This window comes from Micromonospora sp. NPDC049203, assembly GCF_043197215.1.
Lineage (GTDB): Bacteria > Actinomycetota > Actinomycetes > Mycobacteriales > Micromonosporaceae > Micromonospora.
In genome coordinates this window covers 597,578-618,289 of record NZ_JBICSV010000002.1, presented here as the reverse complement: position 1 = coordinate 618,289, position 20,712 = coordinate 597,578, and the positions used below count along the sequence as shown (strand labels likewise).

Here is a 20,712-nt window from a genome sequence, read left to right as displayed (position 1 = left end):
CACCCCGTCGGCGGCGTCGCGGCGGTCGTGTGACTCCCAGCTCGTACTCCGGGTGGTGCTGCCCGGTGTGGCTCCGCGCGGAGCCGACGGCGAGCGGGCCACGCCGATCCCCACCGGAGAATCCCGTGTTCCTCACCCCGCACGAGCAGGACCGCCTGCTCGTCCACGTCGCGGCCGACGTCGCTCGCCGCCGCCGCGAGCGCGGCCTGCGACTCAACTATCCCGAGGCCGTCGCGATCATCGTCGCCTTCCTGCTGGAAGGGGCCCGCGACGGACGGTCGGTGGTCGACCTCATGTCCGCCGGCCGGACGGTGCTCGGCCGCGAGGACGTCCAGGACGGCATCCCCGAGATGCTGAGGGAGGTGCAGGTGGAGGCGACGTTCCCGGACGGTACCAAGCTCGTGACGGTGCACCACCCGATCCCGTGATCCCGGGGGAGATCCTGCCGGCGGCCGGCCCGGTCGAGATCAACGTGGGTCGGCCGGTGACCACAGTGGTCGTGGTAAACACCGCCGACCGTCCGGTGCAGGTCGGCTCGCACTACCACTTCGCCGAGGCCAACCCGGCCCTGATGTTCGACCGGAACGTCGCCTGGGGTCAGCGTCTCGCCGTTGCGGCGGGTACCTCCGTCCGGTTCGAGCCGGGCGTGAGCCGCACCGTCGAGCTGGTCCCGCTCGGCGGCGCACGCGTCGTGCCCGGTCTCCGCGGCGAGTGCGCCGGACCGCTGGACGAGGCGCCACCGACCGCCCCGGGAACGGAAGCGCCGACGACCGACGGGCCGGCGCGGTGAGCGCCGTACGGCGGGACCGCTACATCGACCTGTACGGGCCGACCACCGGCGACCGCATCCGGCTGGCCGACACGAGCCTCCTGATCGAGGTGGAGACCGACCACTGCGTGGGCGGCGACGAGGCGGTCTTCGGCGGCGGGAAGGTGATCCGCGAGTCGATGGGCCAGTCGCGGGCCACCCGCGCGGCGGGCGCCCTCGACACCGTCGTCACCGGCGCGGTGGTGCTCGACCACTGGGGCGTGGTCAAGGCCGACGTGGGTCTGCGCGACGGGCGGATCGTGGCGCTGGGCCGGGCCGGCAACCCGGACACCATGCCCGGCGTCCACCCCGAGCTGGTCATCGGCCCGGCCACCGAGGTCATCGCCGGCAACGGCCGGATCCTCACGGCGGGCGCCGTCGACACCCACGTGCACTTCATCTGCCCGGAGATCGTCACCGAGGCGCTGGCCAGCGGCGTCACCACACTCGTCGGCGGCGGCACCGGCCCCGCCGAGGGCACCCGGGCGACGACTGTCACCCCGAACGCCTGGCACCTGGCCCGCATGCACGAGGCGCTGGACACGCTGCCGGTCAACGTGCTGCTGCTCGGCAAGGGCAACACCGTCTCTCCGGAGGCGCTGTGGGAGCAGTTGCGCGCCGGCGCGGGCGGTTTCAAGCTGCACGAGGACTGGGGCACCACACCGGCGGCGATCGACGCCTGCCTGCGGGTGGCGGACGCCTCCGGGGTGCAGGTGTCCATCCACACCGACACCCTCAACGAGGCCGGCTTCGTGGCCGACACGCTGCGGGCGATCGCCGGCCGGGCCATCCACTCGTACCACACCGAGGGCGCGGGAGGCGGGCACGCGCCGGACATCATCACGGTGGCCGGCGAGCCCAACGTGCTGCCGTCGTCGACCAACCCGACCCGGCCGTACACCGCCAACACCCTCGCCGAGCACCTGGACATGCTGATGGTCTGCCACCATCTCAACCCGTCCGTGCCGGAGGACCTGGCCTTCGCGGAGAGCCGCATCCGGCCGTCCACGATGGCCGCCGAGGACCTGCTGCACGACCTCGGCGCGATCTCCATCATCGGCTCCGACGCCCAGGCGATGGGCCGCGTGGGCGAGGTGATCCTGCGAACCTGGCAGAGCGCGCACGTCATGAAGGAGCGGGTCGGCGCGCTGCCGGGCGACGGCGCGGCCGACAACCACCGGGCCCGCCGGTACGTGGCGAAGTACACCATCTGCGCGGCGATGGCGAACGGACTGGACCGGGAGATCGGCTCGGTCGAGCCGGGCAAGCTGGCCGACCTGGTGCTGTGGGATCCGGCGTTCTTCGGCGTACGCCCGCACCTGGTGCTCAAGGGCGGCATGATCGCGTACGCCCAGATGGGTGACGCCAACGCGTCCATCCCGACGCCGCAGCCGGTGCTGCCGCGCCCGATGTTCGGGGCGTACGGCGCCGCGGCGTCTGCCACCAGCCTGGCGTTCGTCGCGCCGGCCGCCCTCGACGCCGGGTTGCGCCTCGACGTGCGGCGGCGGGTGGTGCCCGTGGCGGACGTGCGCTCGCGGGGCAAGGCCGACCTGCCGGAGAACGACGCGATGCCCCGGATCGAGGTGGACCCGGACACCTTCACCGTGCGGATCGACGGTCAGGTGGTGGAGCCGGAACCGGTGCCACGCCTGCCGATGGCCCAGCGGTACTTCCTGTTCTGATGGCGACGTCGAGTCTGCTCCTGCTGCTGGCCGACGGTCGATTCCCGGCCGGCGCGCACGCCCACTCCGGTGGCCTGGAGGCCGCCGTCGCCGCCGGCCGGGTCACCGACCTGGCCACGTTGGAGGCGTTCCTGGCCGGCCGGCTGGCCACCGCCGGGCTGGTCGGCGCGGCGTTCGCGGCGGCGGCGCACCGGGCGGTGACGTCGGCCGGTTCCGCCGTACGCGGTTCCGCGCTGGTGTTGCTCGACGCGGAGCTGGACGCCCGGACGGCGGCACCGGCGCTGCGCACCGTGTCCCGTCGCCAGGGACGGGCTCTGCTGCGCGCGGGCCGGGCCGTCTGGCCGGAGGCGTCCTTCGACGACCTGCCCTCCACACCTGGCGGAGCGCACCAGCCGTTGGTGCTCGGGCTGCTCTGCGCCGCCGCCGGCCTGAGCCGCGCCGAGACCGCCACTGTCGCCGTGCACGGGACGGTGACCGGTGCGGCCAGTGCGGCCGTACGCCTGCTCGGCCTCGACCCGTACCGGGTCCAGTCCCTGCTGGTCGGTCTCGCCGGCCTGTGCGACGGCACCGCCGCCGCGGCGGCCCGGGCCGCCGACGACCCGCCCGAGCGGCTGCCCGCGGCAGCCGCGCCCCTCGCCGACATCCATGCCGAAGCTCATGCCACCTGGGAGGTGCGTCTCTTTGCGTCCTGACACCGCTGTGCCGACCGCTGCGCCCACTGCCGGCCAGCATCCTGCCCCGCACGACGAGACCGTTCCGCACACCCACCCCGAACCGGGGGTGGACCCGCATCCGCCGCTGGCGCGAGCCGGCCGGGCGCTGCGCGTCGGCATCGGCGGGCCGGTCGGATCCGGCAAGACCGCCCTGGTGGCGGCCCTGTGCCGGGCGTTCGCCGGCGAGCTGCGACTCGGCGTGGTCACAAACGACATCTACACGACCGAGGACGCCGACTTCCTCAAGCGGGCCGGCGTGCTGGACCCGGCCCGGATCCGCGCCGTGGAGACCGGTTGCTGCCCGCACACCGCCATCCGGGACGACATCGGGGCCAACCTCGACGCCGTGGACGAGCTGGCCGAGGCGGTCGGCCCGCTGGACCTGGTGCTGGTCGAGAGCGGCGGGGACAACCTGACCGCCACGTTCAGCCGGGGCCTGGTGGACCGGCAGATATTCGTGGTCGACGTGGCCGGCGGGGACAAGGTGCCACGCAAGGGCGGACCGGGGGTGACGTCCGCCGACCTGCTCGTGATCAACAAGACCGACCTGGCCCCGATGGTGGGCGCGGACCTGGCCGTCATGGACCGGGACGCGCGGGCCCGGCGCGGCGACCTGCCGACCGTGTTCCTGTCGATCGTCGGCGACCCGACGGCGGGGCGGGTCGCCGACTGGGTCCGCCACGAACTCGCCCACCACGCGGCAGTGCACCCGACCGCCGCGCGGGTCGGCCCGGCCTGATGCGCGCGTACGCCCGGCTGGTGGCCCGGGCCGACGGCCGGGGCGGCACGGTCCTCGCCGAGCTGCGCGGTGAGACGCCGCTGCTGCTGCGGCAGACGCCCGGCGGCGGTCGTGGCGTGACCGTGTACGTCGTCGGCGGTGCGGCCGGCCCGCTCGCCGGCGACGACCTGCGGCTGGAGATCGACGTGGGACCGGGGGCGGCAGTACGGCTGCACACCGTCGCCGCCTCGGTCGCCCTGCCCGGCCGGCCCGGCGTCGTGTCGCGGATGGCGGTCCGCGCCGTGGTGCGCGACGGCGGCGTACTGCACTGGCTGCCCGAGCAACTGGTCGCGGCCGCCGGCTGCGCCCACCTCGCCGAGTCCCAGGTGGAGCTGGCCGCGGGGGCGAGGCTGACCTGGCGCGACGAGGTGATCTGCGGCCGGTACGGCGAAACGCCGGGCGGCGCGGTCGTCCACACCCGGGTCGACTACGACGGCCGGCCGCTGCTGCGTCAGTCGCTCGCAGTGGGACCGGGCGCGCCCGGCTGGGCCGGCCCCGCGGTGCTCGGCGGCGCGTCGGCCACCGGGTCGCTGCTGGTGGTGGACCCGTCGCTGCCCCACGATCCCGCGACGGTCGAGGGCACCGTCGCCCGGCTGCCCCTGGCGGGTGGCCCGGCAACACTGTGGACCGCCACCGCTGCCGACGCGCACACGCTGCGCGCCCACCTCGAAGGTAAGCCGCTGCTCACCGAGGTGGAGTGAGGCGGGGGTCAACGGCGAAGGCCGGCCGCCTCGGCGTCGTCGCGGCGACCGGCCGGGTCGAGCCGGGCGATCAGGTCGGTGAGGTGGTCGAGCAGGGCGGTGTCGGCCGGTACGCCCGCCTCGGCGAGGCTGGCCCGGACCCGCTCGTCGAGGCGGGCGTGCTCGCGGCGGCCCCGGGCGGTCAGGTAGGCCCGGATACGCCGGCGGTCCAGCGGGTCGATCCGCCGGAACACCAGGTTACGGTCGACGAGCTGGTCGACCAGCTTGGTGAGGGTCCCCGGCGGCAACGACGCCTCGGCGGACACCTCGCTCATCGGATGGCCCTGACCGTCGGCCAGCAGGCAGAGCACCCGCCACGCCTCGGCGGTCAGGTCGTCGTCGGCCAGAACGGCGGCCAGCCGGCGGGAGAGCAGCCGTTCGGCACGGGTGAGCGAGCGCAGCAGATCGGCTGGCGCCCCGGGCACGTCTGACATGGGACTCCCTGGGCCGGTGGCCCTGCCATGGTAGCGACTCGTCCCGGTCCGTGGAGAGCTATGGTTTTCCCACGTCGGCCGGGCAATCATGGGCTCATGTCCGCGCCGGCACCGCCGTGGCTCACAGTCGATCGGGCCGTGGTCAGCATCGCGCTGGTCTACCCGATGCGCGGGCCGGCGGGGATGTTCGGCCCGACCTGCGAACTCTGCGCCCAGCTCGCGGTCGAGGAGATAAACGCCGCCGGCGGGGTGCTGGGCCGCGAGGTGCGGCTGGTGCCGGTCGACGGTGGGGCCCCGCCGGCCGAGGTGGCCGCCCAGGTGGAGGCGCTGGTGTCGGTGGGCGCCGTGCAGGGCGTGACCGGTTGGCACATCTCCTCGGTGCGGCAGGCGCTCGCGCCCCGGGTCGCGCACCGCGTGCCGTACGTCTACACCGCACTGTACGAGGGCGGTGAGCGTACCGAGGGGGTCTATCTGACCAGCGAGACTCCGGACGCCCAGCTGTGGCCCGCGATGCGGCTGCTCGCGGGGGAGCAGGGCGTGCGCCGCTGGTTCGTGGTCGGCAACGACTACGTGTGGCCCCGGCGTACCGCGCGGGCGGCCCAGCGGTACGCGCTGCGCGGCGGTGGCCGCGTGGTGGGGCAGGCGTTCCTGCCGTTGGAGACGCACGACTTCGACGACGTGTTGCGCCGGATCGAGCGCAGCGCGGCCGACGCCGTGGTGATGCTGCTCGTCGGCGCGGACGCGGTGCGGTTCAACAGGGCGTTCGCGCGTGCCGCGATGGACCAGCGCTGCCTGCGGCTCAGTACCCTGATGGACGAGAACATGCTGCTGGCCAGCGGGGCGGGCGCGACGCGGCGGCTCTACAGCACGGCGGGTTTCTTCGCCGGCCTCGTGACGCAGGAGAACCTCGACTTCCACGGCGAGTTCGCCCGCCGGTTCGGGGTGGAGGCGCCGCCGCTGGGCAGCCTGGGGGAGTCCTGCTACGAGGGCGTGATGCTGCTCGCCGCCCTGATCGGGCAGGCCCGCACCCTCGACGTACGGGCGATCGAGACGGCTGCCGACACGGTGGCGTACCACGGGCCGCGAGGTCGGCTGGAGCTGCGTCGACGGCACGTGCGCCAGCGGATCTACCTCGCCGAGGCCGACGGTCTCGACTTCACAGTGCTCGCCCAGATCTGACCGTCAGGTATCGACCCTTGACACGTCCACCCGGCCCGGCCCTAAGATGCTTCCTGCGTGAAGTATCTACCTCCGGGGCGGATACCGCGAATGCCTGTCCACCGTCGGCGGAATCTGTCCGCCGGCCATTGTGGTGGCGCAATTCTTCGGCGAAATAATCACGGCTGACACCGTTTCCCGTGGGGCGGTGTCAGCCGTTCTCGCACGCGTTCTCTCCGGGTGCCCGGGAAACAGTCAATTAAGGACTGGGAAACCTCCGCGCAATCATGCCGGTCAACGCTTTGCGTGCCCGTATCCGATGCGATGACCACAGGCGACGTCCACCCGTCGACCTCGGCATCGCCAACTCCACCGGACCGCACCGACCGTCCTTTCGCTACTTGAGTGCACCGCAGGGAGACTAGATGCCACTTCTTCGGGGCCGCCGCATCCTGGCGGGTGCCATGACCCTCGTCGCCGCGGCGGCCATGACCGCGTGCGGCAGCAAGACCAGTGACGCGGGCGGCGCGGCCGGCGTCACCGCCGACGTCTCCGGCGACACCGTCAAGGTGGGCCTGCTCAACTCGCTCTCCGGCACCATGGCGATCAGCGAGGTCACCGTCCGCGACTCCATCATGCTCGCCGTCGAGGAGATCAACGCGGCCGGCGGCGTCCTCGGCAAGAAGATCCAGCCGGTCGGGGAGGACGGCGCCTCGGACTGGCCCACCTTCGCGGAGAAGGCCGAGAAGCTCATCTCCGAGGACCGGGTCGCAGCCGTTTTCGGCTGCTGGACGTCGGCCAGCCGCAAGGCGGTCAAGCCGGTGTTCGAGAAGAACAAGGCGCTGCTGTTCTACCCGGTGCAGTACGAGGGGCTGGAACAGTCGCCCTACATCTTCTACACGGGCGCGACGACCAACCAGCAGATCGTTCCCGGGCTCGACTATCTCAAGGCTCAGGGAACGAAATCGGTCTACCTGGTCGGCAGCGACTACGTCTTCCCGCGAACGGCGAACAAAATCATCAAGGCGTACGCGGCGGCGAACGGCATGACGGTGGTCGGCGAGGATTACGCGCCGCTCGGGTCCACCGAATTCGGCACGATCGTCAACAAGGTCAAGTCATCCGGCGCGAAGGCGGTCTTCAACACCCTGAACGGCGACAGCAACGTGGCGTTCTTCAAGGAGTACAAGTCGGCCGGGCTGACCGCCGCCGCGATGCCTGTGGTGTCGGTGTCCATCGCCGAGGAGGAGGTCAAGAGCATCGGCACCCAGTACCTGGAGGGTCAGCTGACCGCCTGGAACTACTACCAGACCACGCCCGGCACGGCGAACGGCAAGTTCGTGGCCGCGTACAAGGCGAAGTACGGCGCGGACAAGCCGACGAGCGACCCGATGGAGGCCGCCTACGTCAGCGTCTACCTGTGGAAGGCGATGGTCGAGAAGGCCGGCGCGTTCGACGTCGAGAAGGTCCGCGGCGCCTCCGACGGAATCACCTTCGACGCGCCGGAGGGCCTGGTCACCGTCGACGGCAAGACCCAGCACATCGCCAAGACCGCCCGCATCGGCAAGGTCGGCGCGGACGGCCTGATCAGCGAGGTGTGGAACTCCGGCAAGCCGATCGCGCCGGACCCGTACCTCAAGACCTATCCGTGGGCGAGCGGCCTGAGCTGACGACGCCGGCCCCGGGCGGGCACCGCGACGCCGCGCCCCGCCCGGGTCCCTCGACCAGCAGTACGGGAGTACCCACCGTGACAGTCCTCTTCGGTCAACTCTTCACCGGCATCAGCATCGGCGCGGTGCTGCTGCTCATCGCGCTCGGGCTGGCGCTGACCTTCGGCCAGATGAACGTCATCAACATGGCGCACGGCGAGTTCATCATGGCCGGCGCCTACACCACGTACGTGCTGCAACAGAGCATCACCGGCGCCGGCCTGTCGCTGCTGGTCGCGCTGCCGGTGGCGTTCGCGGTCGCCGGCACGATGGGGGTGCTGCTGGAGATCCTGCTGATCCGCCGGCTCTACGCCCGTCCGCTGGACACCCTGCTGGTCACCTGGGGCGTGTCCCTGATGCTGCAACAGCTAGCCCGGGACATCTTCGGCAGTCCGAACGTGCAGACCCGCGCGCCGGACCTGCTCACCGGCAACGTGGCGGTGCCCGGCGGGCTGACGGTCGCCAACAACCGGCTGTTCATCCTGGCCCTGGCCCTGGCCGCGGTCGCCGCCCTCACCTTGGCGCTGCGGCTCACCCCGCTCGGGCGTCGGATCCGCGCGGTGGTGCAGAACCGCGACCTCGCCGCGGTGTCCGGCGTCCCCACCGCCCGGGTCGACCGGACGACCTTCTTCCTCGGCTCGGGCCTGGCCGGGCTCGCCGGGGTGGCGCTCACCCTTCTCGGCCCGATCGGCCCGACCATGGGCACCAACCTGATCATCGACGCCTTCCTGGTCGTCGTGGTCGGCGGGATCGGTCAGCTGAAGGGCAGCGTGATCGTCGCCTTCGCCCTCGGGGTCCTCCAGGCCACCGGGGAGTACCTCACGACCCTCAGCGTCGCCAAGGTGATCGTCTTCGTGGCGATCGTCGCGTTCCTCCAGTGGCGGCCACAGGGCCTGTTCACCCTGCGGACCAGGAGCCTCGCATGACCGCCGTGACACCCGCGCCGCCGAGCACCGCCGGCGCACCGGCCCCGGCCGGCATCGCGCCTCCGAGCCGGCCGGGTGGCCGGTCCCGGCTGCGTGCGGCGGCGGGGTTCGCGTTCGGCGCGGCGCTGCTGTTCGCCGTCGCGCCGCTGGCGCTGTCGGACTTCCGGCTGGCCCTGCTCGCCAAGTACCTCTGCGTCGCCATGGTGGCCGTCGGCATCGGCATCGCCTGGGGGCGCGGCGGCATGCTCACCCTCGGCCAGGGCGTCTTCTTCGGCCTGGGCGGCTACGCGATGGCCATGCACCTCAAGCTCGCCGACGCGGGTCCCGGTGGGATGCCCGACTTCATGCAGCTGTACGGGCAGCTCGACGAACTGCCAGTCTGGTGGCGGCCGTTCGCCAGCCCGTGGTTCGCGCTGCCGGCCACGGTTCTGCTGCCGATGGCAGTCGCCTTCGGGCTCGGCTCACTGGTGTTCCGCCGCCGGGTGCGGGGCGCGTACTTCGCGATCCTCAGCCAGGCTCTCGCCGCCGCCATGGTGATCCTGCTGATCGGCCAGCAGGGGACCACTGGTGGCACCAACGGGCTCACCGACATCCAGGGCTTCTTCGGCTACGACCTGGACGACCCGGTCAACCAGCGGATGGTCTACTTCATCATCGCCGGCGTCCTGCTCGCGCTGCTCGCGCTGGCCCGCCAGCTCATCCACAGCCGCTACGGGGAACTGCTCGTGGCGGTACGTGACAGCGAGGAGCGGGTCCGTTTCCTCGGCTACGACCCGGCGTCGGTCAAGCTCGTCGCGTACGTGGTGGCGGCGGGTATGGCGGGCCTCGCCGGCGCGCTGTTCGTGCCGGCGGTGGGCATCATCTCGCCCGCCCTCATCGGCATCGTCCCGTCGATCGAGTTCGTCATCGGTGTGGCGGTGGGCGGCCGGGCCACGCTGCTCGGGCCGGTGCTCGGCGCGGTGGCGGTCGCCTGGGCGCGTACCGCCCTGTCCGAACGTTTCCCGGGCACCTGGACGTACCTGCAGGGTCTGCTCTTCGTGGTGGTGGTGGCGTTCCTTCCCGGCGGCCTGGCGTCGCTGTGGGCGCTGGCCCGCCGCCGCGCCGAGCGGGCGGAGGCGCACCGATGAGCGACGACCGGCTGGACGGGCTGTCCGTCCGTGACGTGCGGGTCAGCTTCGACGGCTTCACCGCCGTCGAGGGCGTCTCGCTGGAGGTTCCCGCCGGTGACATCCGGTTCCTGATCGGGCCGAACGGCGCCGGCAAGACCACAGTGGTCGACGCGATCACCGGTCTGGTGCGGGCCACCGGCTCGGTGCGCTTCGGCGACCAGGAGCTGCTGGGTCGCCCGGTGCACCGGATCAGCCGGCTCGGCATCGGCCGGACGTTCCAGACGTCGACGATCTTCGAGGAGCTGTCGGTCGTGCAGAACCTCGACATCGCTGCGGGCGCCCGCCGCGGCTGGGCCACCCTGGCCCGGCGTCGGCGGGGGATCCCCGACGAGGTGGCGGCCGCGCTGGAGACCATCGGGTTGACCGGCCGCGCCGACCAGCTCGCCGGCACGCTCGCGCACGGCCAGAAACAGTGGTTGGAGATCGGCATGCTGCTGGTGCAGGACGCGCGGCTGCTGTTGCTCGACGAGCCGGTCGCCGGGATGAGCCACGAGGAGCGCGACGCCACGGGCGCCCTGCTGGAGACGGTGAGCCGGGATCGCACGGTGGTGGTGATCGAGCACGACATGGACTTCCTGCGTCGCTTCGCGCGCAGCGTCACAGTGCTGCACGCGGGGAGGGTGCTCAGCGAGGGCACTGTGGCGCAGGTCCAGGCGGACCCGCGCGTGCAGGAGGTCTACCTCGGCCACCCGGTCGACGCCGGGTCGGTCCCCAGCGGTCTGGAGGCATGATGCTGACCCTGCGTGGGGTGCACGCCGGATACGGGCGTTCCCGGGTGCTGCACGGCGTGGACCTCGCCGTCCCGCCCGACGGGGTGGCCGCGGTGCTCGGGCACAACGGCGCCGGGAAGAGCACCCTGTTGCGGGTCGCGGCAGGCCTGCTGCGCCCGACCGCCGGCACCGTCGAGCTGGACGGCGAGGACGTCACCCGTCTCGCGCCGCACGAGCGGGTGGCGCGTGGCATGGCGTACGTCCCGCAGGGCCAGCAGTGCTTCCCGCACCTGACGGCGGCGGAGAACCTGCGCCTCGTCGCCGACGGCCGGCGCGACGGCGCGGAGGCGACAGCGGAGGTGCTGGACCTGTTCCCGGCGCTGCGTCCGCTGCTGCGGCGGCGCGCCGGGCTGCTCTCCGGTGGTCAGCGTCAGCAACTCGCCATCGCCCGCGCGTTGATCACCCGGCCGCGGCTGCTCATGCTCGACGAGCCGACCGAGGGCATCCAGCCGTCGGTGGTCGCCGAGATCCAGGAGCGGATCGTCGAGCTGACCCGGCAGTCCGGCTTCAGCGCGCTGCTCGTCGAGCAGCACCTCGGGTTCGCGCTGCGGGTGGCGAACCGCTACCACGTCCTCGAATCCGGCCGGGTCACCTCGCACGGCGACGGGGGAGTGACGGCGGAGCGGGAGGTGCGCGCGGCCCTCGCGGTCTGACCGATACGTCGGTATCGATTTACATTGACGGCTGTCTTTACTAAGATCGTGGCTGGGAGTCGCCAAGCGCTGCTGGGCAGCAGTGCCGTCCACCTGGTGGGCGGCTTGAATCGATCGGCGTCCTTCTCCGGGGTGGGCACCCAGCGAGGGCCACTGGGCGTCGGCGCATCCACTGGAGCATCATGAGAATCTCACGGACAGCACGCCGTCTGGGACTGGCCGCGGTCGCAGTTCTCGTCGCCTCGTTCACGATGGTCGTGGTCAACCAGGCCGGTCCGGCCTCGGCGCACGGATCGGTCACCAACCCGCCGTCACGCAACTACGGATGTTACGAGCGCTGGGGTGCCGACCACCTCAACCCCACGATGGCGCAGACCGACCCGATGTGCTGGCAGGCGTGGCAGGCCAACCCGAACACGATGTGGAACTGGAACGGCCTGTACCGCGAGAACGTCGGCGGTAATCACCAGGCCGCGGTGCCGGACGGGCAGCTGTGCAGCGGTGGTCGCACCCAGAACGGCCTGTACGCCTCGCTCGACGCGGTCGGCGCGTGGACCGCGAAGCCGATGCCGAACAACTTCACGCTGACGCTGACCGACGGTGCCAAGCACGGTGCCGACTACATGTTGATCTACATCACCAAGCAGGGTTTCGACCCGACCACTCAGCCCCTCACCTGGAACAGCCTCGAACTGGTGCTGCGCACCGGCAGCTACCCGACCACCGGGCTCTACGAGGCGCAGGTGAACGCGGGCAACCGCACCGGGCGGCACGTCGTCTACACCATCTGGCAGGCGTCCCACCTCGACCAGCCGTACTACCTCTGCAGTGACGTGATCTTCGGTGGCGGCGGCAACCCGCCGCCGACGACCCCGCCGCCCACCACGCCGCCGCCCACCACCCCGCCGCCGACGACTCCGCCGCCCACGACCCCGCCGCCGGCCGGGAACGGTGCCTGCACCGCCACCTTCCGCAAGACGAACGAGTGGTCCGGTGGATTCGGCGCCGAAGTCACCGTCCGGGCCGGCAACGCCGCCATCTCCGGATGGACGGTGGCGTGGACGTGGCCCAACGGCCAGAGCATCACCAACTCCTGGAACGCGACGGTCACGTCGAGCGGCTCGTCGGTCTCCGCGTCGAACGTCGCCTACAACGGCTCCCTGAGCGCCAACGCCACCACCAGCTTCGGCTTCAACGCCTCCTGGAACGGCACCAACTCCACACCCAACCTCACCTGCACCGCTCGGTAACAGCGTCTGCGGTGGGGTGGCGCGTGCCGCACCACCCCACCGCCGGCGCCCTCCGCCACCATCAGGAACCGCGACGAGGTGAGGAACGAGCATGATTTCCCGGGTGAGCGTCAGCGGCTGGTACCGAAGCCGCTTCGTGTGGATCGAGGTGTGCCTGCTGGCCGCGTCGCTCGGCGCGGCCGCCGTGGTCACCTCGACCACCCCGAAGACGGACCCGGCAGTTCTCCGCCAGGAGATCCTGACCCGGATGCGTACGACCCTCGAACAGGCGGACCCGGCACAGCACCAGCACGCCGGGCACACCCCACAGGTGCCAACCGGAGAGCAGGCCGTGCCGGCGGTCGTCTGCGGAGTCCATGTCTACGGCCACGAGCCCACCGGGGCCGCCACGTTGGCCGACGTCCAGACGGTCTACGGCTTCCACCTCTGCGGCGTCGCCGAACAGAAGCGCCATTGGGACGGGGCGGTCAAACTCGTCGGCCCGGTGATCATGGACATGACCACCCGGCCTCCCGGCATCAAGGTGGTCGAGGCGACCGCCGGCGTCAGGTTCGTCGACCGGCTACGGGAGATGTTCCCCGACAAGTACGAGGAACTGGCACTCAGGGAGGCGTTGCCCGCATCGGAGATGGCCGACCTGCGGCGCCGGTACGACGCCGCCGCCGGCCTCTGACCACGCCGACCGGCCGGCTGGGGCGGCACGCGGCGGCCAACGCGCGACGTACGCGCTCGGTGAGCGGAGCGAAGCCTGCCGATTGTCGCCCCGGCCTGGCATGGTGGAGGCATGTGCCGGAACATTCGCGTGCTTCACAACTTCGAACCACCCGCGACCGACGACGAGATCGAAGCCGCTGCCCTTCAGTATGTTCGCAAGGTCAGCGGCGCGACTCGGCCGTCGGCGGCAAACGAGGAGGCGTTCGCCGAGGCGGTCCGCGTCGTGGCGGAGGCCACCCGGACCCTTCTCGACAGCCTCGTGACGAAGGCGCCGCCCCGCGACCGGGAGATCGAGGCCGCCAAGGCGAAGGCGCGCGCGGCCGAGCGCTACGGGCGTCGAGAGGATGATGGTCCCGCCCTGGCCGGATGACCGCCTTCGTGGTGCGGCACGGGGCCGAGCCGATGATGTCCGCGCAGCGCGACCGACGTGCTGCTTCGTGGTCGCGTGTCCGTCGTCGCTGCCGCGCGGTCTCGTCGTGGCCTCGCGGGCTTCGTGACCGATGAGGAATATCTGACCCGGCCGGGTACCTACCGTGGCGTCGCGCCGTCCGCCCGGCGAGTGGGGAGCCGGCGACGAGCGGCGGGGCGGCTCCTCGGTGTCTGTCCTGGGTCGGCGTTCGCGGCCGTTCGTGCACGCGCATCGCGGTCCGCGCCGTCGTACCCCGCGCCGTCGTGCCCCGCGCCGTCGTGCCCCGCGTAGCGCGGGTGACTCCGTGCCGCCCCGGCCTGGTCAGCCGACCCGGCGCCGTGTCCCCGGGCACGGATCCCATCGATGTCAAGAAATACCAGCATGTCGCGCCGATGTCGGGCGGCTCGTCGGCGCACCCGCGGCCCTGCGCATTTTGGAAGATGCACATCTGCCCGGCGGACTCGAAGATCGGTGCGTCGGGTCGGTCGGGGGGAGATTGCCGGTCGGCACATGCGAGAGGGGGAAGCGGTGTCGAACGGTTCCATCGCGTCCCGCATCCACGAGCAGGCTGAGCGGACGCCCACGGCGACGGCGTTGCGCTGGCGGGACCGGCTGGTCAGCTACGCCGAGTTGGTCGAGCTGGCCGCGAAGGCGTCCGCCCATCTGGCCGGCGTGCCGACGGGCGAGGCTCCGGTGGCGGTGCGCGCCACCAAGTCGCCGGAGTCGGTGGCGGCGGTGCTGGCCTGTCTCGCCGCCGGGCAGCCGGTGCTGCTGCTCTCCAGCGACCTGGGTGCGCAGGTCTTCGACGCGCTCGTCGAGCGGGCGGGGTGCGCCGCGGTCCTCGCGGTCGACGACGGGGGCCTGCGGGTCCGGCCGGTCCCGGTCGCCCGGACGGCGCCCGCGCTCCCGCCGGGCACCTGTCTGCTGCTGACGACCTCCGGATCCACCGGGCTGCCCAAGATCGTCCCGCTGCCGGCCGCCGGCGTGGGCCGGTTCGTCGACTGGGCCGCCGGCCAGTTCGGCGTCACCGCGGGCACCCGGGTGCTCAACTACGCGCCACTCAACTTCGACCTCTGCCTGCTGGACGTGTGGGCCACCCTGTGCCACGGCGGCGAGGTGGTGCTGGTCGACCCGGCCCGGGCGGCCCAGCCTCGCTACCTGCTGGAGTTGTTCGCGCAGGCCGGGCCGGCTGTCGTCCAGGCGGTGCCGATGTTGTTCCGGCTGCTCACCGAGGCGGGCGACGGCAGTGCCTTCCCAGAGGTCCGGCACGTCCTGCTGACCGGCGACCACACCCCACGCCGGGTCCGTGCCGCGCTGCCGGCCGTGTTCCCCCGGGCGACCTTCCACAACGTGTACGGGTGCACCGAGACCAACGACAGCTTCCTGCACACCTTCGGCCCCGAACAGGCCGCGACGGACGACGTGCTGCCCCTGGGCCGGCCCATCCCCGGGGTGGAGGTCGCACTGCTCGACCAGGGGCAGGTGCTGACCGGCCCCGGCACGGGCGAGCTCGTGGTGGCCACGCCCTTCCAGGCCGACGCCTACCTCGGTGACGAGGCCCCGGGGGACCGGTTCTTCCGCCGGGTCACCGACCGGGGCGAGCGCACCTGGTACCGCACCGGGGATCTGGTCCACCGGGGCGCCGACGGCCGGCTCACCCTGGCCGGTCGCAACGACTTCCAGGTCAAGGTCCGCGGCGTACGGGTCAACCTCGAGGAGATCGAGCGGGTCATCCAGACCCACGACCAGGTCGTCGAGGCGGTCGTCGTCGCGTTGCCCGACCCGGCGGCCGGCACCCGGCTGTACGCCGTGGTCCGTACCGGAGGCGACGGCCCGAGTGGCCTCGCCCTGCGCACGTACTGCGCCGCCCGGCTCACCCGGGTGGCGATCCCCGAGATTTTCCGCCTGGTCACCGAACCGCTGCCGGTGGGACCCACCGGCAAGGTCGACCGCCGTCGGGTCTGTGACCACCTGATGAGGGAGCTGATATGAGCCTCGCCGACGAGATAACCCGGTACGTGGTGTCGGAGTACCTTCCGGGCACCGCTCCCGAGGAACTCGATTCCAGCTACGACCTGCTCGACACCGGTGTGGTGGACAGCCTGCGGCTGCTCCAGCTCATCGCCTGGCTCGGCGAGCACTACCGGATCCCCATGGACGACCTGGACATCTCGCCGGACAACTTCCGGTCGGTCGACGCCATGGCCGCCTTGGTCACCACCGCCCGAACCCACGCCGCCATCGGCTGACCGGACGAGGACTGAAACTGATGATCGTTCGCACGAGGGAAGAGATCGAGCCCGTGGAGTGGGGCAACGGTCTCAGCTACCGGTACCTGCTCACGACCGACAAGATGGGCTTCACTGTGTGCCACACGGTCGTACGCGCAGGGACCAAGTCGCGGCTGGAGTACCGCCGCCATCTCGAGGCATGCTTGTGCGTCGGCGGTCAGGGCTCGGTGGTGACCGCGGACGGCTCCCAGACCTGGGAGCTGCGGCCCGGGGTGCTCTACGCGTTGAACGAGCACGACGCCCACTTCCTGATCGCCGCGCCCGACACCGATCTCGAGCTGATCAGCATCTTCAACCCGCCGCTCGTCGGCACGGAGCGACACAACCTGGACTCCGTCGAATTCTCGCAGTACTGAGGCCGGGCATGCGCTGGAATGACGAACAGCGGGCTTTGCGCGACGCGGCCGAGCAGGTCGGACGGCAGGTCGGCGCGGACCATCTGGAGCGGGACGCCAGCGGCGAGTTCTCCTGGGACGGGTGGAAGCGCCTCCGCGCGACCGGGTTGTTCGGACTGCCCTTTCCCGAGGCGTACGGCGGCCTCGGCCGTGACCTGCCGACCACGATGTACGTCCTGGAAGGGCTCGGTTACGTCTGCCGCGACGCCGGGCTGACCTTCTCCGCCTGCACCCACCTGGTCAGCACCGGAGTCCCGTTGCAGCGCTTCGGCTCTCCGGCGCTGCGGGAGCGGTACCTGCCGGAGATCGCCGCCGGCACGATGATCGGCGCGCACGCGATCACCGAGCCGGCCGGCGGCTCCGACGTGACCAACATGGCCACCACCGCGACCGCGCAGGACGACCACTTCGTGCTGCGCGGCAGCAAGGCGTTCGTCAGCAACGGCCCGATCGCCGACCTGGTGGTCGTCTACGCCCGTACCGGCCGCCCCGGTAACCCGACAGCGGTCACCGCGTTCCTGGTCCGGCGGGACTCGCCCGGACTGAGCGTCGGCGGGCCGATCGGCAAGATGGGGCTGCGCACGTCCCCGCTGTCGGAGGTGTTCCTCGACGACGTGCGGGTGCCGCGCGACCATGTCGTCGGATCGGTCGGCGCGGGCCTGCTGGTGCTCGACGCGGTGATGCGGTGGGAGATCCTGTGCGGTTTCGCCGGGGTGCTGGGCGAGATGCAGCACCGCCTGGAGCGGTGCGTCGAGTACGCCCGCACCCGCGTCCAGTTCGGGGCCGCGATCGGTTCCTACCAGTCGGTGTCGAACCGGATCGTCGACATGCGCATCGACCTGGAGACCTCCCGCAAGTGGCTCTACGACACCGCCGAGCGGATGGCCGCCGGGGAGAACGTCGCCACCGATGTGGCGATCGCCAAGCTGGTCGTCAGTGAGAGCAACGTCCGGTCCGCACTCGCCGCCGTGCAGGTATTCGGCGGATACGGCTACACCACCGAGTACGGGCTGGAAAAGGACCTGCGCAACGCGGTGTCCGGAACCATCTACTCCGGTACCTCGGAGATCCAACGTCAGCGGGTGGCGGCCCTGATGGGGCTGGGTCGGACCGCCCCGGCGGCCGGCTCGACAGGGGGGCGCACGACATGAGTGACATCGACCCGGCACTGGTACGGGCCACCGAGTTCCTGGACTACGACTCGCCCGTGGTGCGCGGCTTCGTCCGAGATGCCCTCGGCGACGACGCGGGCGGCTCGGACGTCGACAAGGCGGTCCGGTTGTACTACGCCGTGCGGGACGGCATCCGCTACGAGGTGTACGGCGCGGACCTCTCCCGCCGTGGGCTCACCGCCAGCGGGGTGATCGAGCGCGGCTTCGGTTTCTGCGTACACAAGTCGATCCTGTACGCGGCGGCGCTGCGCGCGGTCGGCGTGCCGAGCCGGATCGTCTACGGCGACGTCCGCAACCACCTGGCCTCGCCCCGGCTGCGGGAACTCGTCGGCGGCGACATCTTCCGCTTCCACAGCCTGACCTCGGTCCACCTGAACGGCACCTGGGTCAAGGCGACTCCGGTGTTCAACAAGATGCTCTGCAAGCTCTACCAGATCAGGCCGCTGGACTTCGACGGGCTGTCCGACAGCCTGTACCACCCCTTCGACGAGCAGGGCCGGCAGCACATGGAGTTCCTGCTCATGCGGGGGGAGTTCGACGACGTCCCCTACGACCTCGTGGTGGAGGGCATCCGTTCGGCCCATCCGCTGCTGTTCGCCAGCTCGCACACGACGGCCGCGGGCTCGCTGGTGGCCGAGGCGACGGCGCCGGACGGCTCCCGTGCCGGGGGTGACCAGGTCCCCGCCTGAGTTCCGGTCCGGTCGGCGGATCCGCGCGGCGTTCGCGCGGATCCGCCGTTCGGCGTGCCGTCGCGCCGCTTCGTCGCGTGGTGGCCGGGGCCGGCAACGTGAGAGAAGACAACGGAAGGCCGGCCTGGCGATCATGGAAGCAGCGCCGGCCGCTGCGACGCCCGCCACGAGCCGTGCGGTCAGCTGAACCGTTCACCCTCGCTGCCGGCAGCGTCAGCTACCGGAGTTCGGAGACCAACCATGGCGAAGATCGGCAAGAGGATGCGCGGCATGCAGCAGTCCTCGATCAGGGCGATGACCGCGCGGTGCCAGGAACTCGATGCCATCAACCTCGCGCAAGGGCTGTGCCAGGTGCCGCCGCCGCCGTCGTTGCTGGTCGAGAGCGCCCGCGATTTCGGGAAGGTGGACCACTCGTACAGTCCCGCCGAGGGCCTGGGCGTCTTCCGGGACGCGGTCGCCGACCGCCTCAAGCGGCACAGCGGGCTCAGCGTGGACCCGTCCACCGAGGTCGTGACCACGATCGGCGCGACGGGCGGTCTGCTGGCGACGCTCACGGCGCTGCTGGACGCCGGTGACGGCGTGCTCGTCTTCGAGCCCTTCTACAGCTACCACCTGTCAGCGCTGAAGGTGCTGAACCTGCGCCCCGAACCGGTGCGGCTCGCCGCGCCGACGTTCGAGATCACCGAGGAGGGCCTGCGGGCCGCCATCACCGAACACACCCGCGCGATGATCGTCTGCACGCCGAACAACCCGAGCGGGCGACGGTTCACCGAGGCGGAGCTGATGATCGTCTCGGCCGTCGCCGAGGAACACGACCTGCTCGTCATCAGCGACGAGGTGTACGCGGACATCTACTTCGGTTCCGACCCGCACCTCGCCCCGGCGACCGTCGGCGGCCTCGGCGAGCGGACGCTGACGATTTCCTCGCTGTCGAAGTCGTTCAGCATCCCCGGCTGGCGGCTGGGCTACGTCTGCGGCCCGGCCCCCCTGATGAGTACGGTGCGGCTCGCCGCCGACGCGCTGGTGGGATGCGCGGCCACCCCGTTGCAGGAGTTCGGCGCGCGGGCGCTGCGGATGGGTGACGACTACTACCGCGACCTGCGTGCCACGTACGACGGCAAGCGCCGTGCCCTGGCGGCCGGCTTCACGGCCGCCGGGCTGTCGCCCAACGAGCCCGAGGGTGCCTACTACCTGCTGGTCGACTGTTCCGCCATGGGAGTGGCGAGCGGGACGGAGGCAGCCGAGGTCCTGCTGGAGAGGACCCGCATCGGCACGGTGCCCGGCGAGGCGTTCTACCTCAACCCGCCGGAGCGGCCGTACGTGCGGGTGTCCTTCTCCCTCTCGAACGACGTGATCACCGAGGTCGTCACGAGACTGGCGAACGGGGTGCTGTGACAGGGCCGGGCCGGCGGCCCCGCACGGGGCCGCCGGCCCGGGCGCTGCCGTGCGTTCCGGCCGGCCTCACCGCTTGGTGACGGCGAGCACCTGACTGTAGTAGCGGGTGAGGTGCCGGTCGTAGTAGAGGAACTCGTAGGGCACGCCCTCGTGCTGGCCGACCTCCGACCACTCGTCGCTGTCCACCAGCTCGTGCAGGTCGCTGACCCAGTTCGCCTCGTCGGTGTACTGGCTCTCGAAGGCCAGCGGGCTGGAGAGCACGAGCAGGCCGCCCGGACGCAGCAGCCGCGCCGCCGCCGACACGACCTGGCGTGGGTCCGGCACCCGGTCGACGACGTTGAGCACGCTGACGAGGTCGAAGTGGCCGGCCTCCCGGGGCACCTGTTCGGCCGGCACCGGGTAGACGGTGGCCTTGTCGTCCGGCTTCGGGATGTCCGCGGCGTCCACGAGGCGGAAGTCCGGCCGCTCGGAATCACGCGGTGGCATGGGGAACCAGCCGTCGAACGGCTCGCCGCACAGCAGGCGCCGCGCCCACACGTTGAACATGTCGGCCGGTTCCGACAGCACGCGCTCCTCGTCGCCGAAGCCGCGGCGGGCCATCTCGTACAGGAAACGGCCCGTGCCGCCACCGACGTCGAAGACCCGGGCCGGCGGCTCCGCGGACGGCCACCACTGCACCACGAGGTCGGCCGTCGCGCGGGCGAAACGCCCCGCGACCGGCGGCTCGGCCCGCGCGAGGCGGCGGTCCGGCAGGGCCTCGGGCAGGACGACGTCCCCCCAGTCGGTGTACAGGTAGCTACCGAGGAAGGCCTGCGAGGCGTAGTTCTCCATGACCTTGGGTGAAACGGTCGACACGT

Annotated in this window: 23 protein-coding genes; 21 read left to right on the top strand and 2 right to left on the bottom strand. The window is 71.7% G+C overall.

Going from position 1 to position 20,712, the window contains the following annotated elements; all coding sequences use genetic code 11:
• Positions 1-125: 125 nt before the first annotated feature.
• From ACGFIA_RS07285 to ACGFIA_RS07260, 6 genes are read left to right on the top strand one after another with little or no spacing between them, the layout of a single operon-like run.
• Positions 126-428 (top strand): urease subunit gamma, encoded by a 303-nt coding sequence (locus ACGFIA_RS07285; RefSeq protein WP_357477134.1) that lies wholly within the window; start codon positions 126-128, stop codon positions 426-428.
• The gene (locus ACGFIA_RS07280; protein WP_357477136.1) at positions 425-790 is read left to right on the top strand and encodes an urease subunit beta; all 366 of its coding nucleotides are present in this window, start codon (positions 425-427) and stop codon (positions 788-790) included. The genes ACGFIA_RS07285 and ACGFIA_RS07280 overlap by 4 nt, the downstream gene beginning before the upstream one ends.
• Entirely contained in the window at positions 787-2,490 is a 1,704-nt protein-coding gene (locus ACGFIA_RS07275; protein WP_357386652.1) for an urease subunit alpha, read from the top strand. The genes ACGFIA_RS07280 and ACGFIA_RS07275 overlap by 4 nt, the downstream gene beginning before the upstream one ends.
• A complete protein-coding gene (locus ACGFIA_RS07270; RefSeq protein ID WP_357477138.1) occupies positions 2,490-3,182 on the top strand; it encodes an urease accessory UreF family protein in 693 nt (230 codons plus the stop codon). Before ACGFIA_RS07275 ends, ACGFIA_RS07270 begins: the two co-directional genes overlap by 1 nt.
• Complete coding sequence (gene ureG, locus ACGFIA_RS07265) at positions 3,172-3,942, top strand: urease accessory protein UreG (RefSeq protein WP_357386656.1); 771 nt, start codon at positions 3,172-3,174, stop codon at positions 3,940-3,942. Before ACGFIA_RS07270 ends, ureG begins: the two co-directional genes overlap by 11 nt.
• Positions 3,942-4,682 (top strand): urease accessory protein UreD, encoded by a 741-nt coding sequence (locus tag ACGFIA_RS07260; protein ID WP_393259052.1) that lies wholly within the window; start codon positions 3,942-3,944, stop codon positions 4,680-4,682. Before ureG ends, ACGFIA_RS07260 begins: the two co-directional genes overlap by 1 nt.
• An 8-nt stretch (positions 4,683-4,690) precedes the next feature.
• Here ACGFIA_RS07260 and ACGFIA_RS07255 read toward each other — a convergent pair whose 3' ends face one another.
• The gene (locus ACGFIA_RS07255) at positions 4,691-5,155 is read right to left on the bottom strand and encodes a MarR family transcriptional regulator (RefSeq protein WP_357386660.1); all 465 of its coding nucleotides are present in this window, start codon (positions 5,153-5,155) and stop codon (positions 4,691-4,693) included.
• A gap of 96 nt (positions 5,156-5,251) precedes the next feature.
• Between ACGFIA_RS07255 and ACGFIA_RS07250 the strand changes: the two genes are divergently transcribed.
• The 15 genes from ACGFIA_RS07250 to ACGFIA_RS07180 all read left to right on the top strand — a co-directional run bounded on the left by ACGFIA_RS07250 (position 5,252) and on the right by ACGFIA_RS07180 (position 19,855).
• Complete coding sequence (locus tag ACGFIA_RS07250) at positions 5,252-6,334, top strand: substrate-binding domain-containing protein (protein WP_357386662.1); 1,083 nt, start codon at positions 5,252-5,254, stop codon at positions 6,332-6,334.
• 404 nt (positions 6,335-6,738) lie between these two features.
• The gene (gene urtA, locus ACGFIA_RS07245; RefSeq protein WP_357386664.1) at positions 6,739-7,983 is read left to right on the top strand and encodes an urea ABC transporter substrate-binding protein; all 1,245 of its coding nucleotides are present in this window, start codon (positions 6,739-6,741) and stop codon (positions 7,981-7,983) included.
• A gap of 77 nt (positions 7,984-8,060) precedes the next feature.
• Positions 8,061-8,948 (top strand): urea ABC transporter permease subunit UrtB, encoded by an 888-nt coding sequence (gene urtB, locus ACGFIA_RS07240; RefSeq protein ID WP_357386666.1) that lies wholly within the window; start codon positions 8,061-8,063, stop codon positions 8,946-8,948.
• Positions 8,945-10,075, top strand: a complete 1,131-nt coding sequence (gene urtC, locus ACGFIA_RS07235) for an urea ABC transporter permease subunit UrtC (RefSeq protein ID WP_357386668.1) — start codon at positions 8,945-8,947, stop codon at positions 10,073-10,075. The genes urtB and urtC overlap by 4 nt, the downstream gene beginning before the upstream one ends.
• Entirely contained in the window at positions 10,072-10,848 is a 777-nt protein-coding gene (gene urtD / locus ACGFIA_RS07230) for an urea ABC transporter ATP-binding protein UrtD (RefSeq protein ID WP_357386670.1), read from the top strand. The genes urtC and urtD overlap by 4 nt, the downstream gene beginning before the upstream one ends.
• A complete protein-coding gene (gene urtE / locus ACGFIA_RS07225) occupies positions 10,848-11,540 on the top strand; it encodes an urea ABC transporter ATP-binding subunit UrtE (protein ID WP_357468146.1) in 693 nt (230 codons plus the stop codon). The genes urtD and urtE overlap by 1 nt, the downstream gene beginning before the upstream one ends.
• Positions 11,541-11,722: 182 nt before the next feature.
• Positions 11,723-12,790, top strand: a complete 1,068-nt coding sequence (locus ACGFIA_RS07220; RefSeq protein ID WP_357386674.1) for a lytic polysaccharide monooxygenase — start codon at positions 11,723-11,725, stop codon at positions 12,788-12,790.
• Positions 12,791-12,881: 91 nt separating this feature from the next.
• Complete coding sequence (locus ACGFIA_RS07215) at positions 12,882-13,463, top strand: hypothetical protein (protein ID WP_357468141.1); 582 nt, start codon at positions 12,882-12,884, stop codon at positions 13,461-13,463.
• A gap of 111 nt (positions 13,464-13,574) precedes the next feature.
• Positions 13,575-13,874, top strand: coding sequence for a DUF2277 domain-containing protein (locus tag ACGFIA_RS07210; RefSeq protein WP_357386678.1), 300 nt, complete (start codon positions 13,575-13,577; stop codon positions 13,872-13,874).
• A gap of 567 nt (positions 13,875-14,441) precedes the next feature.
• On the top strand, positions 14,442-15,905 hold the full coding sequence (locus ACGFIA_RS07205; protein WP_357386679.1) for an AMP-binding protein: 1,464 nt from the start codon (positions 14,442-14,444) through the stop codon (positions 15,903-15,905).
• Positions 15,902-16,162: a phosphopantetheine-binding protein gene (locus ACGFIA_RS07200; protein ID WP_357386681.1), complete on the top strand. Its 261-nt coding sequence runs from the start codon at positions 15,902-15,904 to the stop codon at positions 16,160-16,162. Before ACGFIA_RS07205 ends, ACGFIA_RS07200 begins: the two co-directional genes overlap by 4 nt.
• A 20-nt stretch (positions 16,163-16,182) precedes the next feature.
• Entirely contained in the window at positions 16,183-16,560 is a 378-nt protein-coding gene (locus ACGFIA_RS07195; RefSeq protein ID WP_357386683.1) for an ectoine synthase, read from the top strand.
• An 8-nt stretch (positions 16,561-16,568) separates the two neighbouring features.
• Complete coding sequence (locus ACGFIA_RS07190; protein ID WP_357386685.1) at positions 16,569-17,750, top strand: acyl-CoA dehydrogenase family protein; 1,182 nt, start codon at positions 16,569-16,571, stop codon at positions 17,748-17,750.
• Entirely contained in the window at positions 17,747-18,460 is a 714-nt protein-coding gene (locus ACGFIA_RS07185) for a transglutaminase domain-containing protein (RefSeq protein ID WP_357386687.1), read from the top strand. Before ACGFIA_RS07190 ends, ACGFIA_RS07185 begins: the two co-directional genes overlap by 4 nt.
• A gap of 240 nt (positions 18,461-18,700) precedes the next feature.
• The gene (locus ACGFIA_RS07180) at positions 18,701-19,855 is read left to right on the top strand and encodes an aminotransferase class I/II-fold pyridoxal phosphate-dependent enzyme (protein ID WP_357386689.1); all 1,155 of its coding nucleotides are present in this window, start codon (positions 18,701-18,703) and stop codon (positions 19,853-19,855) included.
• A 66-nt stretch (positions 19,856-19,921) separates the two neighbouring features.
• Here the strand turns inward: ACGFIA_RS07180 and ACGFIA_RS07175 are convergent, their stop codons facing one another.
• A complete protein-coding gene (locus tag ACGFIA_RS07175; RefSeq protein ID WP_357386691.1) occupies positions 19,922-20,710 on the bottom strand; it encodes a methyltransferase domain-containing protein in 789 nt (262 codons plus the stop codon).
• Between the last annotated feature and the right edge of the window lie 2 nt (positions 20,711-20,712).